The 15,774-nt window shown below is 28.9% G+C and carries 15 protein-coding genes; 2 read left to right on the top strand and 13 right to left on the bottom strand.

The window, feature by feature from the left end; translation table 11 throughout:
* From Q0W06_RS05545 to Q0W06_RS05525, 5 genes are all read right to left on the bottom strand, one after another.
* A partial coding sequence (locus tag Q0W06_RS05545; RefSeq protein WP_297632505.1) for a PKD domain-containing protein occupies nt 1–2,575 on the bottom strand: 2,575 nt, incomplete at its 3' end.
* Nucleotides 2,576–2,751: 176 nt separating this feature from the next.
* On the bottom strand, nt 2,752–3,456 hold the full coding sequence (locus Q0W06_RS05540; protein WP_297632503.1) for an MBL fold metallo-hydrolase: 705 nt from the start codon (nt 3,454–3,456) through the stop codon (nt 2,752–2,754).
* 114 nt (nt 3,457–3,570) lie between these two features.
* Nucleotides 3,571–6,156 carry a bifunctional acetaldehyde-CoA/alcohol dehydrogenase gene (adhE, locus tag Q0W06_RS05535; RefSeq protein ID WP_297632501.1) on the bottom strand — a complete coding sequence of 862 codons (2,586 nt, stop codon included), beginning with the start codon at nt 6,154–6,156 and terminating at the stop codon, nt 3,571–3,573.
* Between the two features lie 73 nt (nt 6,157–6,229).
* Nucleotides 6,230–8,005 (bottom strand): aminopeptidase P family protein, encoded by a 1,776-nt coding sequence (locus tag Q0W06_RS05530; protein ID WP_297632499.1) that lies wholly within the window; start codon nt 8,003–8,005, stop codon nt 6,230–6,232.
* 138 nt (nt 8,006–8,143) lie between these two features.
* Nucleotides 8,144–8,905, bottom strand: a complete 762-nt coding sequence (locus Q0W06_RS05525) for a hypothetical protein (protein ID WP_297632497.1) — start codon at nt 8,903–8,905, stop codon at nt 8,144–8,146.
* 205 nt (nt 8,906–9,110) lie between these two features.
* Here Q0W06_RS05525 and Q0W06_RS05520 point away from each other — a divergent pair, with 205 nt between their 5' ends.
* Complete coding sequence (locus Q0W06_RS05520) at nt 9,111–9,440, top strand: HesB-like protein (RefSeq protein ID WP_297632496.1); 330 nt, start codon at nt 9,111–9,113, stop codon at nt 9,438–9,440.
* A gap of 127 nt (nt 9,441–9,567) precedes the next feature.
* On the top strand, nt 9,568–9,900 hold the full coding sequence (locus Q0W06_RS05515; RefSeq protein WP_297632495.1) for a HesB-like protein: 333 nt from the start codon (nt 9,568–9,570) through the stop codon (nt 9,898–9,900).
* 131 nt (nt 9,901–10,031) lie between these two features.
* On the opposite strand, the gene hisE is transcribed toward Q0W06_RS05515, so the two are convergent.
* From hisE to hisD, 8 genes are read right to left on the bottom strand one after another with little or no spacing between them, the layout of a single operon-like run.
* The gene (gene hisE / locus Q0W06_RS05510; RefSeq protein WP_297632494.1) at nt 10,032–10,361 is read right to left on the bottom strand and encodes a phosphoribosyl-ATP diphosphatase; all 330 of its coding nucleotides are present in this window, start codon (nt 10,359–10,361) and stop codon (nt 10,032–10,034) included.
* Nucleotides 10,362–10,382: 21 nt separating this feature from the next.
* Nucleotides 10,383–10,721, bottom strand: a complete 339-nt coding sequence (gene hisI, locus Q0W06_RS05505) for a phosphoribosyl-AMP cyclohydrolase (RefSeq protein ID WP_297632493.1) — start codon at nt 10,719–10,721, stop codon at nt 10,383–10,385.
* A gap of 16 nt (nt 10,722–10,737) precedes the next feature.
* Nucleotides 10,738–11,499, bottom strand: a complete 762-nt coding sequence (hisF, locus tag Q0W06_RS05500; RefSeq protein WP_297632491.1) for an imidazole glycerol phosphate synthase subunit HisF — start codon at nt 11,497–11,499, stop codon at nt 10,738–10,740.
* A gap of 24 nt (nt 11,500–11,523) precedes the next feature.
* Nucleotides 11,524–12,243 (bottom strand): 1-(5-phosphoribosyl)-5-[(5-phosphoribosylamino)methylideneamino]imidazole-4-carboxamide isomerase, encoded by a 720-nt coding sequence (hisA, locus tag Q0W06_RS05495; protein WP_297632489.1) that lies wholly within the window; start codon nt 12,241–12,243, stop codon nt 11,524–11,526.
* A gap of 1 nt (nt 12,244) precedes the next feature.
* A complete protein-coding gene (gene hisH / locus Q0W06_RS05490) occupies nt 12,245–12,853 on the bottom strand; it encodes an imidazole glycerol phosphate synthase subunit HisH (RefSeq protein WP_297632513.1) in 609 nt (202 codons plus the stop codon).
* A 9-nt stretch (nt 12,854–12,862) separates the two neighbouring features.
* On the bottom strand, nt 12,863–13,444 hold the full coding sequence (gene hisB / locus Q0W06_RS05485) for an imidazoleglycerol-phosphate dehydratase HisB (protein WP_297632486.1): 582 nt from the start codon (nt 13,442–13,444) through the stop codon (nt 12,863–12,865).
* On the bottom strand, nt 13,437–14,471 hold the full coding sequence (gene hisC, locus Q0W06_RS05480; RefSeq protein ID WP_297632483.1) for a histidinol-phosphate transaminase: 1,035 nt from the start codon (nt 14,469–14,471) through the stop codon (nt 13,437–13,439). The genes hisB and hisC overlap by 8 nt, the downstream gene beginning before the upstream one ends.
* Nucleotides 14,449–15,762: a histidinol dehydrogenase gene (gene hisD / locus Q0W06_RS05475; protein ID WP_297632512.1), complete on the bottom strand. Its 1,314-nt coding sequence runs from the start codon at nt 15,760–15,762 to the stop codon at nt 14,449–14,451. The genes hisC and hisD overlap by 23 nt, the downstream gene beginning before the upstream one ends.
* Between the last annotated feature and the right edge of the window lie 12 nt (nt 15,763–15,774).

Below are 15,774 nucleotides of genomic sequence, written 5' to 3'. Positions count from 1 at the left end.
CATGTGACATTAATACTTCACTTACTAGTTTTTCACTACCTAAATCTATTGTTATAGAGTGTGGTGCTTTTCCTGTTGCACACCACTTAGTATCTTTTTTACCATCTAGTGCAAATTTAGGTGCTTCATTGTCATTTACAAAGCTACTTGCTTCTACTTTTGCTCCTTTTGATAAGTTAGCTAAATTTAAGTTTTTATTAACACCTTTTTTAACTGTTATAAAATCTTCTATAACTTTTTCATCTTCACCTTCGCTATTTTTTGCCTTTAAAGTAACTTTATATACTCCTTCTTTCTCATAAGAGATTTTAGTTTCTTTTTCATTACTTTTTTCTACTTTTGCTCCTGGAAATGACCATTCCACAGTTTCTGTTACTAAAGAGCTTGTACTTTCAAATGTAATCTCTTCATTTGGTTCTACTAATGTCTTAGATGCTTTAAATGCAGCCTTTGGAATTTTATTATTTGGCCACTCCATTTCTACTGTTTTACTAGCTCCTCTGTGTCCTTCTTTACTTACTGCAACTATTTCAAACTCAGTTTTATCTACATCTTTTTCTCTCTCTAATGTATGAATAAAGAAATGATTATTTGGTGTAGCTCCTAAGAATGATTTAGTTTTATCACCATTTAATTTATAAATTTCATAATGACTTAAATCATTATCTGAAGATCCTTTAAATGAAAGTCTTGCTCCTGCAAACATTGCATCTTCTTCAAAAGTTGCATCAATTAAATTTGCTTCTGAAACATCAACTTTTTTAAATGTATCTTTTACTTCTACAGTAATATTTCCTAAGTTAAGAACTAAATCTGTTACTGCTTCTCCTGAAGATACTTTGTAAGAAATAGTCTTAATAGTTTTACCTTTTAATTTTTTCATATCATAAGATACAGTTGTCCATTCAGTTCCTACTTTTTTATCACCTTTTATGATTTCTTGTTCTCCTTCATAGAAATCTAAAACTAAATCTACTGATACTTCTGAACTTGATTTTAATTTTGTTTCAAAATTTGTTTTATCTTCTATTGCTAAATCCGCACTAAATAATTTTATAATTGATCCTTTATCTTTTTCTAAATTACCTGTAAATTTAATACTATTTCCACCATAGTATGCTTCTGAATAATCCATAGCTCCTTCTAATTTATTATTTCCTTCGTTATCTATAACCCATCTATAAGTTGGCATTATATCTGCCATACTTCTATTATTCCAATCTAATGTTGAAACCTTTTCTCCATCTATGAAGAAGTTATATCCATTCCCCATATTAAAGTTAGTTTTAAATGGAAGACTCGTAACTGCTGAACGCTCAATAGAGTATGTGCTTATCCCTCTCCAGTTTTTATCCTTATTATCTGTTTTTATAGAAGGATTTTTATGCTCATTAACCCAATATTTAGCTTCTTTTTCTTGGAATTCATCTAAATTTCCATTTGATGAAAAATAAGTCCAACTTGGACAATAAAGCCCTAGTGATGTATATGGATTTCCTGTTTTATCTTCAAATAAGCTCCAATTTACAGGTGTTCCCGATCCATTTTCTTGAGTATCTATTCCTGCATAAAGATCATATGGATTTATCCCTAGCTTTTCAGCATTAGCTTTAGATTTCTTTAATAACTCTTGTGATGCAAACTTTTTATAAGTCCACCAGAAATTAAGGAACATACTATCTGCCATATCCTTATTTTCTCCATCTACTAAGAAAACATTATTTTTATCAGTTAATGCATTTTGCCAATCCATCTCACCATCTTTAGTCATAGAATCATACCACATTATTTCTAGTTTATCTCCAGCTTTTTGCTTAAACTGTGCTATAAACTCTCGCATTAAATCTGCATGTTTCTTTGTTAATGGTTCTTGTTCTGTTCCTTGTGTTTCTTGATTTATAAACCATCCATCAAATCCATATGATGTTGCTACTTCTATAAGTTTATCAATAATTTCAAAATTTCCTTCTTTATTCTTAGCTAAGAATTGGTCAAGCCACTCCATTTTTCCACCGTGCTCTGCCATTGGGAAAAATACTGTTCCTAAAACAGGAACTCCATTTTTATGAGCTGAATCTGTAACATCTGGACTTGGTGGCACTATAAGACCTTCTCCACCAGAACCTCCCCAGTAAACTAACTTATCAATATATTGCCAATAAGAAAATGTATTTGAATTAAATTTGTTTGATCCATGAGATGGATTACCACTAGTATTTCCATTCATAATCGATATTGCAACTACATTCATATCTTTGTTTTGAGTGTCTACAGATTCTGTTAACTTTTCTTTATCTACTCTTTTTGCTAACGGAACAACACTTTTATTAAATTCTGCATTCTTATCATTTTTTATATCCCATTTCAATAATTCTTCTGGAAACCAATGTGATGATGTTGGCATACTTTGAATTACTATTTCAGAATTTCCTTCTTTAGTAATTGAATATGTTGCTTTTCCCCCTGCTGCCTTTGTTTCATTATTACAAGCTACTAAATTTGCATTTATAGCAAAGCATAAAAAAACAGGCACTAAATACTTTAACCTCTTTTTAAATTTTGACTTCGTTCTCATAAATTAAAACCCCTTTCACCCAATGTAAACGTTCTATTAAATTTTACTATTTAAACAAACCTAAAAATAGTGGAAGAAATTTTAAAATTGTGGAAAAATTTCACTTTTTTCTCTTTATTTTAAAAAAATAAAAAAACTACATTCACATGTAGCTTTTTTTAGTTTATAATTTCCTTTTATTCATCAATTTCTGCTATTTTAAATCCCTCCTGTTTAAGCTCTTCTTCTTTTAAATTACTATCTAAATGCATTAAAAAAACTCTATTTCTAACTTCTTTTTTAAATGCTTCTTTTATTTTTTCTATATTTGTATGTGGATTTTTAGGTACATTTAAAGAACTAGCCTCATGATATACTATAGCATTATCATACTTTTCTAGAAGTTCTGTAGCCTCCTTATTCACTTCACTAGTATCGCCGCTATAGTAATATTTATTTCCATCTATTTTTAATATAAATCCATAGGCTGGAATTTCTACAACATGTTTAGTATTATAAAATTCAACATCTACATTTCCAAAATTCTCATCTTTAATCCAATTCACATATCTACTTTCAATGCTAAAAAATTCTTTTGATACTCCTACATAAGTTAACATATCTTCTATTGTTTTTTTATGTGGAAAATATATATTTGGTTTTATTCCTTTTATATAATGAGAATAAAATATTAAATCTCCAAGACTTCCTACATGGTCTGGATGAGTATGTGTAATTATTATATACAAGCTTTCAAAATCTAAAAGATTTCTTCTTTTTAATTCACTAAATATAGTTCCCCCACAATCAATAAGTATCATTGATTTTCCTTTTTTAATATATGCACTAGTATTTCCAACCTCTGTATTAAAAGCACTACCTTTTCCTAAAAATTTTAACATCTCTTCCTCCTTGAATACTTTATTTGATGATATTTTACCACAATTTTCTGTATTTAATACTCAAAAAAAGAAGGTACTAAAAGTACCTTCATTATGTTTCTCTTAAAATGTTTTCTATTTATCAAATACATTAGTATACATTTGCTTTATTTCACTCATAAGTGGATATCTTGGATTTGCTCCTGTACATTGATCATCAAATGCCTGCTCAACCATTTCATCTAGTGTTCCATAGAATTGTCCTTCTGTAACACCTGCTTCATGAATAGTTTTTGGCATATTTACCTTTTCCTTCAACTTTTCAATCTCATTTATAAGTCTTTCTATTTTTTCATCTTCATCTTTTCCACCTAAATTTAAATAATCAGCGATTCTTGCATATCTCCATTTTGCATTTGGATATTTATATTGTGGAAATGCTGCTTGCTTTCTTGGCGAGTCTGTTGCATTAAATCTTATTGTTTCATTTATTAAAAGTGCATTTGCAACTCCATGTGGTATATGATGGAATGCTCCAAGTTTATGTGCCATTGAATGGCATACTCCTAAAAATGAATTTGCAAAGGCCATTCCTGCCATAGATGCTGCATGAGCCATTTTTTCTCTTGCTTTTATATTTATATTCCCATTTTCATAAGCTAAAGGCAAGTATTTAAAAATTAATCTTATTGCTTCTAAAGCTAATCCATTAGTAAATTCTGATGCTAAAACTGATACATATGCTTCTATTGCATGAGTTAATGCATCTACTCCTGAGGCTCCTGTTAATCCTTTTGGCATACTCATCATAAGTTCTGCATCAACTATTGCCATATCTGGAGTTAACTCATAATCTGCTAATGGATATTTAACTCCTGTTTTATTATCTGTTATTACAGCAAACGGCGTTACTTCTGAACCTGTTCCTGCCGATGTTGGAATTGAAACCATCATAGCTTTTTTACCTAGCTCTGGGAATTTATAAACTCTTTTTCTTATATCCATAAATCTCATAGCTAAATCATCAAACCTAACGTCTGGATGCTCATATAGTACCCACATAATTTTAGCTGCATCCATTGGAGAACCTCCACCAATTGCAATTATTACATCTGGTTTAAATGTTAGCATTTGTTTTGTTCCATTTTCTGCATCCTCTAAAGTTGGATCTGGTTTAACATCTGTAAATATTTGAAAATCTATTTTACACTCCTCTAAAACTTCTGTTACTTTATGTGTATATCCTAAATTAAACAATACACTATCAGTTACAATGAATGCTCTTTTTTTACCCATATCTTGTAATTCTTTAAGCGCCGTTGGTAAACAACCATATTTGAAATATGTTTTTTCAGGAACTCTAAACCAAAGCATATTTTCTCTCCTTTCAGCTACATTTTTAATATTTAAAAGATGCTTAGGTCCTACATTTTCTGAAACTGAATTTCCTCCCCAAGAACCACATCCAAGAGTTAAAGATGGTGCTAGTTTAAAGTTAAATACATCTCCAATAGCTCCTTGTGAAGCTGGCATATTTACAAGAGTTCTTGCTGTTTTCATGGCTGCCCCAAATTCTTCAATTTCTTTTTTGCATTTTATTCTATCTATATAAAGAACTGACGTATGACCAAATCCACCTAACTCTATAAGTCTTCCGGCTTTCTTTAATGCATCACTGAATGTTTTTGCTTTATACATTGCTAAAATTGGAGATAATTTTTCATGAGAAAATGGTTCTTCAAGCTCTACTGATTCTACTTCCCCTATAAGGACTTTTGCTTCTTCTGGAATATCAAATCCTGCAAGTTTTGCTATATTATAAGCTGATTGACCTACTATGCTTGAATTTAAACCACCTTTATCATTTAAAATAATTCCTCTTACTTTTTCCTTTTCTTCATCATTTAATATGTAAGCTCCTCTTTCCATAAGTTCTTTTCTAACTTCTTCATATATAGGCTCTAGAACTATAATACTTTGCTCTGAAGCACAAATTACTCCATTATCAAAAGTTTTAGATAAAAGAATTGAATTTACAGCCATCTTTATATGTGCACTATCATGAATTATTGCAGGTGTATTTCCTGCTCCAACTCCTATTGCTGGTTTTCCTGATGAATAAGCAGCCTTCACCATTGCAGGCCCTCCAGTTGCTAATATAATATCAGCTTCTTGCATAACAGTTTGTGATAACTCAACTGAAGGTTCATCTATCCATGCAATAATTCCCTTTGGAGCTCCTTCTTTCACAGCTGCTTCTAATAAAATTTTAGCGGCTTCAATAGTTGCTCCCTTTGCTCTTGGATGTGGTGATAAAATAATAGCATTCCTTGTTTTTAAAGCTATCAATATTTTAAAAATAGCAGTAGATGTTGGATTTGTTGTAGGAACTATAGCTGCTATTACACCTATTGGTTCTGCTACTTTAGTAATTCCAAAAGTTTTATCTTCTTCAAGTATTCCACATGTTTTCATATCTTTATATTGATTATAAATATATTCAGCTGCAAAATGATTTTTGATAACTTTATCTTCTACTATGCCAAGTCCACTTTCCTCTACTGCTAGTTTTGCAAGTTTTATTCTATTATTGTTTGCAGCCATAGCTGCTGCCCTAAAGATTCTATCCACTTTCTCTTGTGAAAATTCAGCAAATTCTTTTTGAGCTATTCTTAATTTTCTCATTCTCTCTAATAGTTCTTCTTTATTAGTTACTTTCATACTCCTAAATCCCTCCTAGCAAATTACTTTTCTAGAATTAGTTTTAGGATTTATAAAAATTTTATGTGCAGTCTTATAAAGCTTTTGTATACTTTTTTAAGAATTCTTTTTCATCTTCTGTTAAAAATTCACTTATTTTATCATAAGTTTCTTTATGATATTCATTTAGCCAATTTCTTTCTTCCTTGCTTAATAATTCTTTATCTATTCCATCTAAATCAATTGGACAATATGATATAACCTGGAATTTATAAAATTCTCCAAACTCTTCATCTTTTATATCTTTAACTACAAGCATAGTATTTTCTGTTCTTATTCCATGCTTTCCTTTTCTATATACACCTGGTTCATTAGTTAATATCATTCCAGGCTCTAAGGCTACTTTATTTGGAACTGGACTTATACTTTGAGGCCCTTCATGCACATTTAAGAAAAATCCTACTCCATGTCCTGTTCCACATTTATAATCTATTCCTTCATCCCACAGAGGCTGTCTTGCTTTAATATCTAAGTTTGAACCTGATATACCTTTTAAAAATCTAGTTCTTAAAAGATTTATATGACTTTTTAAAACTAAAGTAAAATCTTTTCTTTCTTCTTCAGTTAAGTCCCCAAGTATAAATGTTCTAGTTATATCTGTAGTTCCATCTAAATATTGTCCTCCAGAATCTAATAATAAAAACCCTTTACTTTCTAAATTGTAATTACTGTCTTTAGTAGCTGAATAATGCATCATAGCCCCATGCTCTTTATGTGCACAAATAGAATCAAAACTAGTTCCTTTAAACAAGGCTAATTCACTTCTAAATTCTTTTATTTTTTCAGCAGCACTTATTTCAGATATAGAACCTTTTACTATATTTTCTTTAAGCCATTTCATAAACTTAACCATAGCAATACCATCTTTTACTTGACACTTTTTTAAATTTTCTATTTCAATATCATTTTTAATCGCTTTTAATGTAGTTGTTATATTTAATTTTTCTATAACTTCAACTTCATCTAACAAGTTAGTCCTTACCATAGCACTAACCTTATTTTCATCTATTAAAACTTTTCCTTGAAGATTTCTTACATCTTCTAAAATATCATTATAATCTTTTAAAGTTATTTCATCTTCTTCTAAAGTCTTTCTTACACTATTGTCTACTTTATCTAAATCTATAAATAAAGTTACTCTATCGCTTTCTACAATTGCATAACTTAAAAATACAGGATTATTTTTAACATCATTACCTCTTAAGTTAAACAACCATGCAATATCATCTAATGAAGCTATAATATAACTATCTACATCTAATTTACTCATTTCATTTCTGACTTCATTTATCTTTTCTTTTCTGCCTTTTCCTGCATACTTTACTTCATGAATAAATATTTTTTCTTTTGGAAGTTCTGGTCTATCTATCCAAACTTTTTCTAATAAATCTTTTTCTAATTTTATTTTTAAAAGTTTTTCTTCTGCAAGCTTTGAATACCCTTTAAATTCTTCTACTGATATAGTTTTTCCATCAAACCCAATAGTTTCTCCTTCTTTAATATTATCAGTAAGCCATTCTAAAAGAGTTGGCCAACCTGGAATTCTCATTTTAAACATTTCTATGCCTGATCCCTCTAATTCTTTTTCTGCTTGGATAAAATATCTTCCATCAGTCCATAAAATTCCTTTTTCTCTTCCTAATAATAAAGTTCCTGCTGATCCTGTAAATCCTGATATATATGCTCTTCCTCTATAATATTCCGGAACATATTCACTTTGATGCGCATCTTCACTTGGGATAATATAATAATCAATACTATTCTCAACCATTTCTTTTCTTAGTCTTTCAATTCTTTTATTTATTTTCATAACAACTCCTCCATTATTTTACTTTTTCTTTTCATTATAACTTATAAGTTCTGCTTTTTTCCTTAAACTCTTTTTATTTTTATAAAAAAAGTTGGCCTAAGCCAACTCTTATTTTACTTTGTTATATTTTCAGTTATATTAAGCTTCACCTTCATTTAAAACCACTTTAAAATCTGATAATACTTTGCTTACTAGTTCTTCATTTAACTTTTTATAATTTTTTAAACTATCGGTCTCTTGAAGTGCTGCAAAAATTCTTTTACTCATTTCCATCCAAAGTTCAGGAATAAATACCCAAATTATTTCTTCATATGTCGCACTTAATAAGAAATGTTCTACACCACAAAATACATATTCTTTTATTTGATGTAAGTTCATTAATTGCTTATAATCAGAAACAATCCTTTCTGATAATTCATATCCATATATATCTGTGTAAAAATAATCAAACTTATCTTTCTTAGCTTCAAATCCATTTCCATGAATTATTTTTATTTTTCTTTGTTTTCCAAAGTTTTTTTCAAACAATTGAATAACATCTTTTTCTTTTTCATAAACAATAACTTCTTTGACATTTTTCTTTTTAGCAATTTCCATTGCTACATATCCAAGTCCTAATCCTATTATTCCAACTCTGCCTCTAGCTTTTTTTATTATACAATAAGTTCCTTCCACTTCTCTTGCTGAAAGTTCCATGATTAATTCTTCCTTATTGTATAATTTTAGTGTCTCTATATCTAAATCATTTTCTTTTTCATATCCATAACCTACTAAGGTTTTACTTGCATTTCTATTAAGAACTATTTTATGATTTCCAATTTCATTTACTTTTATAATTTTGTTATACTCTACTATCTTTTCTAGTAAAAATTTTCTGTTATATGGTTTCACATAAACCATCCTTTCTAACCTTTTTAATATAATATATAATATCATAAAATTATCATTTATAAATATAAATTCTACCTATTTATTGTATTTCCTTTTATTTTACAAAATCTTTCTAAAATTTGTTTATAAAAATTTTCAATTCAGAGTATTTTACTTTACTTTAATTTATGTTATAATCATTTCATAAAATAAGTTTAGTTAGGAGACATATAATATGAAAAACGTTACTATAAGCGAAGAAGCTTACAAAGAATTTAAAGAATTTTTAGATGAAAATAAAGTTGAAAGCTATAACATAAGAATAAACTTAGGTGGAATGGCTTGCAGCGGTCCTGTTTTTAACATAACTGTAGATGAAGCATCAACTGATGATGTTACTGAAGTAGTAAATGATATAACTTTTGTTGTTGAAAAAAGACTTGTTGATGAATTCGGTGGATTCAATATTCTTTCATCAGATGAAAATAACGGAAATGGTTTAACTCTTAAACCTGTTATTGCACCAGCTGGTGGATGCGGATCATGCGGTGGTGGATGCCACTAATTAAAATTTTAAATTTTAAATTTTAAATTTATTTGTATAGCTAATATATAGTATTTAATTTCTATATATTAGCTATACTATTTTTATGGGATAAATCCTATATATAAATATGAAAGGAGTTGTAGTTATGAGTTTTATGACTATAAGTAACGAAGCTTTACAAGAATTTAAAGCTTTTTTAGATGAAAACAAAGTTGAAAATTACAATGTAAGAATTAATTTAGCAGGTGTTGGCTGAGGCGGCCCAGTATTTAATATTGTTCTGGATGAACAATCTGATAATGACCAATCTTCAGTTCATGGAGATATAACTTTTATAGTTAGCAAAGATTTATTAAATCAATATGGTGGTTTCACTATCCTTTCTTCTGAAGAAAACAATGGTAGAGGTTTAAAACTTTCTCCTAAAAATTCTGATGAAGCTGGCGGATGTGGATCATGTGGCGGTGGATGTCACTAATTTTAAATCTTCAAATTCAAAGAAAATAAGAATATAACTGGAAAAATTATTTCCAGTTATATTCTTATTAGTTATCATAAATTATATATTTTTTATCCTGTAAAATACTTTGAAACATTTTATCTTATAACTTATCTTAATTCCTTTACTTCTTTTCTTTCCCCTTTAAAATTATTCAACTTTAATGTTCTTCTCTTTAATTCATTTTCTATATCTAAAAGTTCAATTCCATTATTATTACATAGAACTAATAGATGATATATTAAATCACACATTTCTAATACTTGTTCTTCTTTATCATCTTTCATTGTTGCTATCACTAATTCCGTTGTTTCTTCTCCAACCTTTTTAAGAATTTTTTCATTTCCCTTTTTAAGAAGATATGCAGTATATGAATTTTCATCTGCTAATATCTTTCTTTCTTCAATTACTTTATATAGGTCCTTTATTATATTATCCATTAATTTTATCCTCTCTTCCCTTTATACCTCTTCAATATTTCTATAAAAACAACTTACTTCTCCAGTATGACAAGCTACTCCTTTTTGTTTTACTAAAAATAGAATTGTATCATTATCACAATCTATTTTTATATCTTTCACTTTCTGGATATTTCCTGATGTTTTCCCCTTATGCCAAAGTTCCCTTCTACTCCTACTGTAATAATGACATTCTCCAGTTTCTAACGTTTTTTTAAGACTCTCTTTATTTATATATGCAAGCATTAGAACTTCCTTACTATTATAATCTTGTACTATTGCTGGAATAAGTCCATCTCCTTTATTAAAATCCAATGTTTTTAATATTTTTTCTATATTCAATCTATTTCTCCCTATTTCAAAGTCTGACTTCTACATTTCTTTCTTTCAAATATTTCTTTACATCTTTTATTCTTAATTCTCCATAGTGAAAAAGAGAAGCTGCAAGAGCTGCATCACTTATATCTTCTTCAAAAGCTTCATAAAAATCTTCTACTCTTCCACAGCCTCCTGATGCAATAACTGGAACATTAGTATTTTTTCTAACCTCTTTTAACATTTTTATGTCAAAACCTTTTTTTGTTCCATCAGCATCCATTGATGTTAATAATATTTCGCCACATCCAAGTTTTGTTACTTCTTTTACCCATTCTATTAAATCTATGCCCGTATCTTTTCTTCCCCCGTGAATATAAACATTCCATCCACTATCTTTTCCTCGTCTTTTTCCATCGATAGCTACAACTATACACTGGCTTCCAAATATTCTAGCTCCTTCTCGTATAAGTTCTTTATTCTTAATAGCAGCAGAATTTAAACTTATTTTGTCTGCACCAGCCCTTAAAATTTCTTTTATATCTCCTATATTTTTTATTCCTCCACCAACTGTAAATGGAATAAATATTTCTTTAGCTGTATCCTCAACAACCTTTCTCATTATTTTTCTATCTTCATGTGAAGCTGTTATATCTAAAAAAACTATTTCATCTGCTCCTTCGTCATTATAAAATTTAGCTAATTCTACTGGATTACCTACCTTTTTTAAAGAAACAAAATTAACACCTTTAACTACCTCTCCATTTTTCACATCTAAACAAGGTATTATCCTTTTAGTATGCATCTTCTCTCCCCCTATCTATAACTTTTATAAATCTTTAGCTAAATCTAAAGCTTCACTTAAAGATATTTTTTTAGCATAAAGAGCTTTTCCCATTATAACTCCATAAACCCCTAATTCTTTAAGCTTTTTTATATCTTCAATATCTTTTACGCCTCCTGATGCTGTTATATCAATCTGCACCTCTTCTTTAAGCCTTTGTAACATATAAGTATTTACGCCTTCTAACGTTCCATCTTTACTAATATCTGTTACTATTACATTTTTAACTCCTATAGATTTAAGTCTTTTAGCAAATTCTATATAATGAACATCACTTTTTTCAAGCCATCCATTTATACAAATATATTCATTCATACAATCTATTCCTACGGCTATTTTATCTCCATAAATTTCTATAGCTCTTTTTAATAATTCTTCATCTTTAATTGCACTCGTGCCAAGAATTACTCTTTGAACTCCTCCATCTATATATTTTTTTATAGTTTCTAAGTTTCTTATTCCGCCACCTATTTCTATAGGAATCTCTACTTCTTTTACTACTTTTAAAACCATCTCTATATTTTTAGGCATCTTTTCTTTTGCTCCATCTAAATCAACTAAATGTATCCATTTTGCTCCCAATGCCTTAAACTCTTTTGCTGTTTCTAAAACACTATTTGCAACAATTTCTCTCTTACTATAATCTCCCTTATAAAGCCTTACTGGTTTTCCCTCAATTATATCTATAGCTGGTAATATAACCATCCTACTCCCCCTCACTAAAGTTTTTTAAAAATTTCAATCCTGTATTCCCACTTTTTTCTGGATGAAACTGTGCTCCTATTATATTTTCTTTTTTAAATAATCCTGGAATAGAAATTCCCTTATAATCAGCTTCTATTATTAAATCTTTTTTTTCATATTCACTTGCTATATAAGAATGCACATAGTAAAAATAACTTTTATTTTTTATTCCTCTTAAAACTGAATGTTTTCCATATATATTTCCACTATTCCATCCTATATGTGGAATCCTTCTCCCCTCATCATTTAACTTAATTATTGAACCCTTAAATATTCCTAGCCCATCCATTCTAGTTCCTTCATAACTTTCTTCAAATAATAATTGCATTCCCAAACAAATCCCTAATATTTGTTTTTTTTCTTTCCCTTCTTTAATAATAAATTCATCTAACCCTTTTTCTTTTAAATTTTTCATAGCATCATTAAATGCTCCCACACCAGGTAAAATCAATTTGCTACACTTTCTTAAAATATTCTCATCATTTGAAATTGTGCTCTTTATATTTAATATATCTAATGCATTTTTAACACTTTTCAAATTGCCCATACCATAATCTATTATTCCTATAATATTCTCCATTTATATAATCCCCTTTGTACTTTGCAATTTACTAGTTGTTATACTTTTAGCTACTTTTAAGGCTCTTCCTACTCCTTTGAAAATAGCTTCTATTTTATGATGATCATTTTCCCCATAAAGAACTTCTATATGAAGAGTTATCCCTGCATTAAAAGAAAATGCTCTAAAAAACTCTTCTACCATCTCCGTAGAAAATTTTCCTATCTTTTCTCTTTTAAAATCTCCTTTAAATACTAAAAATGGTCTATTACTTATATCTAAACAGATTCTAGCTAACGCTTCATCCATAGGAATATACGAACTTCCATACCTTTCAATTCCAACTTTATTTCCTAATGCTTTATTAAATGCTTGTCCAAATACTATTCCTACATCTTCAACGGTATGATGATCACAAACTTCTATATCTCCTACACAATCTATAGTTAAATCCATTTCACTATGAAAAGTTAATAGTTCTAACATATGATTAAAAAAACCTATCTCTGTATCTATATCACATAACCCTTCTCCATCTAGATTCACATATATATTTACGCTCGTCTCTTTTGTATTACGTTTTAAGGTGGATTCTCTAACCATTTAAAATAAACTCCTTTAAAATATTTATTACTCTATTATTTTCTTCTTTACTTCCTATGCTTATTCTAAATGTATCATTCGTAAAACTTCTTATTTGTATTCCTTCGCTCTTAAAACTTTCTAAAAACCCTTTATCTCCTCTTCCAAATATAAAATTTCCATTTGATTTATAAAACTTAACTCTTCCTTTACTCAATTCTTCTATATCTTTAAAAGCTATATATATTCTTTCTCTCTCTTTTAAAACTATTTCTTTTATTTCTTCCATTCTTTTATTTCTATCTAATAATACTATTGCAAAACTTTGTGAAATTGAATTTACATTAAAAGGAACCTTAAACCTGTTTAACTTTTTAATTATTTTTTTATTTCCTATTAAAAATCCAACTCTAAGTGCTGCTCCTGAAAAAGCTTTTGAAAGGGTTCTTGTTACTAATAAATTTTTATATTCCTCAACTTTATTTACTACTGACTCATCAAAAAATTCTATATATGCCTCATCTATTAAAACTATAATATCCTTAAACCCTGCCATTATTTTTATTATTTCTTCTCGATTTTTCCCAAACCCTGTTGGATTATTAGGATTTGAAAACAGCACTAAATCTACTTTATTTTTTTTTCCAAATAAAATAAATTCTTCTGTATTAAAACTTCCATCCTCATTAGTCTTAAACTTTATTAATTCCCCTTGATTTCCTTCTACATAAAAATCATACATTGAAAAATCTGGTGATAAAGTTAAAATCTTTTTCCCTTTACTTATAAATGCTCTAATAACTAAATGTATAACTTCATCAGATCCATTCCCTACTATGATATTTTCACTATCTACTCCTACATATTCTCCATATTTTTCTCTTAACTCTCTTCCTGTATTTTCTGGATATCTATTGAAATCTATAGTTTCTATAATTTTTTTAAATTCTTCAATTATTTCTTTCCCTATATCATAAAAGCTTTCATTTCCATTTATCTTTGTACCCTTTTTATCTTCCTCTACCTTATACTCCTTTATTTCTTTCATAATCTAACCTCACTTTTATAGAATTGCCATGCGCTGTTAACCCCTCTACATTTGCTATTTCTATAATCCTTTTACCATCTTCTATTAATGCTTCTTTTGAATAATAAATATATGAGCTTTTCTTTATGAAGCTATCTACTGACAAAGGAGAAGAAAATTTTGCTGTTCCGCTAGTAGGTAATACATGATTTGTTCCACCAAAATAATCTCCTACTGGTTCTGGTGAATATTCTCCTAAAAATACTGATCCTGCATTTTTTATTTTATTCAAATATATCTCTGGATTATCTAAAAGAATTTCTAAATGCTCTGGTGCTATATGGTTTGAAACTTCAAAACATTCTTCTAAAGTTTTACACAGTATTATTTTCCCATAATTCTTTAAAGCTTCCTTGATAATCTCTCCTCTACTTAAATCTACTATCTGATTATTTATTTCTTCTATAACCATATCTGCTAGCTTCTGTGAAGTTGTAACTAACACAGCCGATGCTAAAATATCATGTTCTGCTTGAGACATTAAATCTGCTGCTACATATTTGGGATTTGTATTTTCATCACCTATAATTAAAACTTCACTCGGTCCAGCTATCATATCAATATCTACTTCTCCAAAAACTTCTCTTTTCGCTAAGGCTACAAATGTATTTCCTGGCCCTACAATTTTATGGACTCTTTCTATAGTTTCAGTTCCATATGCTAAAGCTCCAATTCCTTGTGCTCCACCTACTTTATAGATTTTATCTACTCCTAAAATATGGGCTGTTACCGCTATATATGGATTTATATTTCCTTTTTTATCAGGAGGTGTTATCATTATTATCTCTTTTACCCCTGCTATCTTTGCTGGTATAACATTCATTAATACCGTAGATGGATATGCTGCCGTTCCCCCTGGTACATATACTCCTACTCTTTCAATAGGTAATACTCTTTGGCCTAAAATTACTCCATTATTTCTTTTTAACTCATAACCTTCATAATTTTGAAGATTATGATATTCTTCTATATTTCTTTTTGCTCTTTTTATATTTTCTATAAATTCCTTACTTACTCTCCTATAAGCCTCATCTATTTCCTCTATTTCTACTTTAAAGTTACTTTTTTTAGTTAGCTCTGTATCAAATTTTTGGGTATATAACTGTACAGCCTCATCCCCTATTTCCTTTACTTTCTCTAAAATTTTCTTAACCGTTTCTAACTTTTCTCCATCCTCACTATCTTTTCTATTTTTTAAAACTTCTAAAATTTTTTCTTTATTCTCTGATGAATAATTTATCTTATCTATAATCTCTTTTTTTTG

Source organism: uncultured Clostridium sp. (assembly GCF_947072515.1).
Lineage (GTDB): Bacteria > Bacillota > Clostridia > Clostridiales > Clostridiaceae > Clostridium.
Note: the sequence above shows the minus strand (reverse complement) of the source record. Positions and strands in the feature narration are given on the sequence as shown.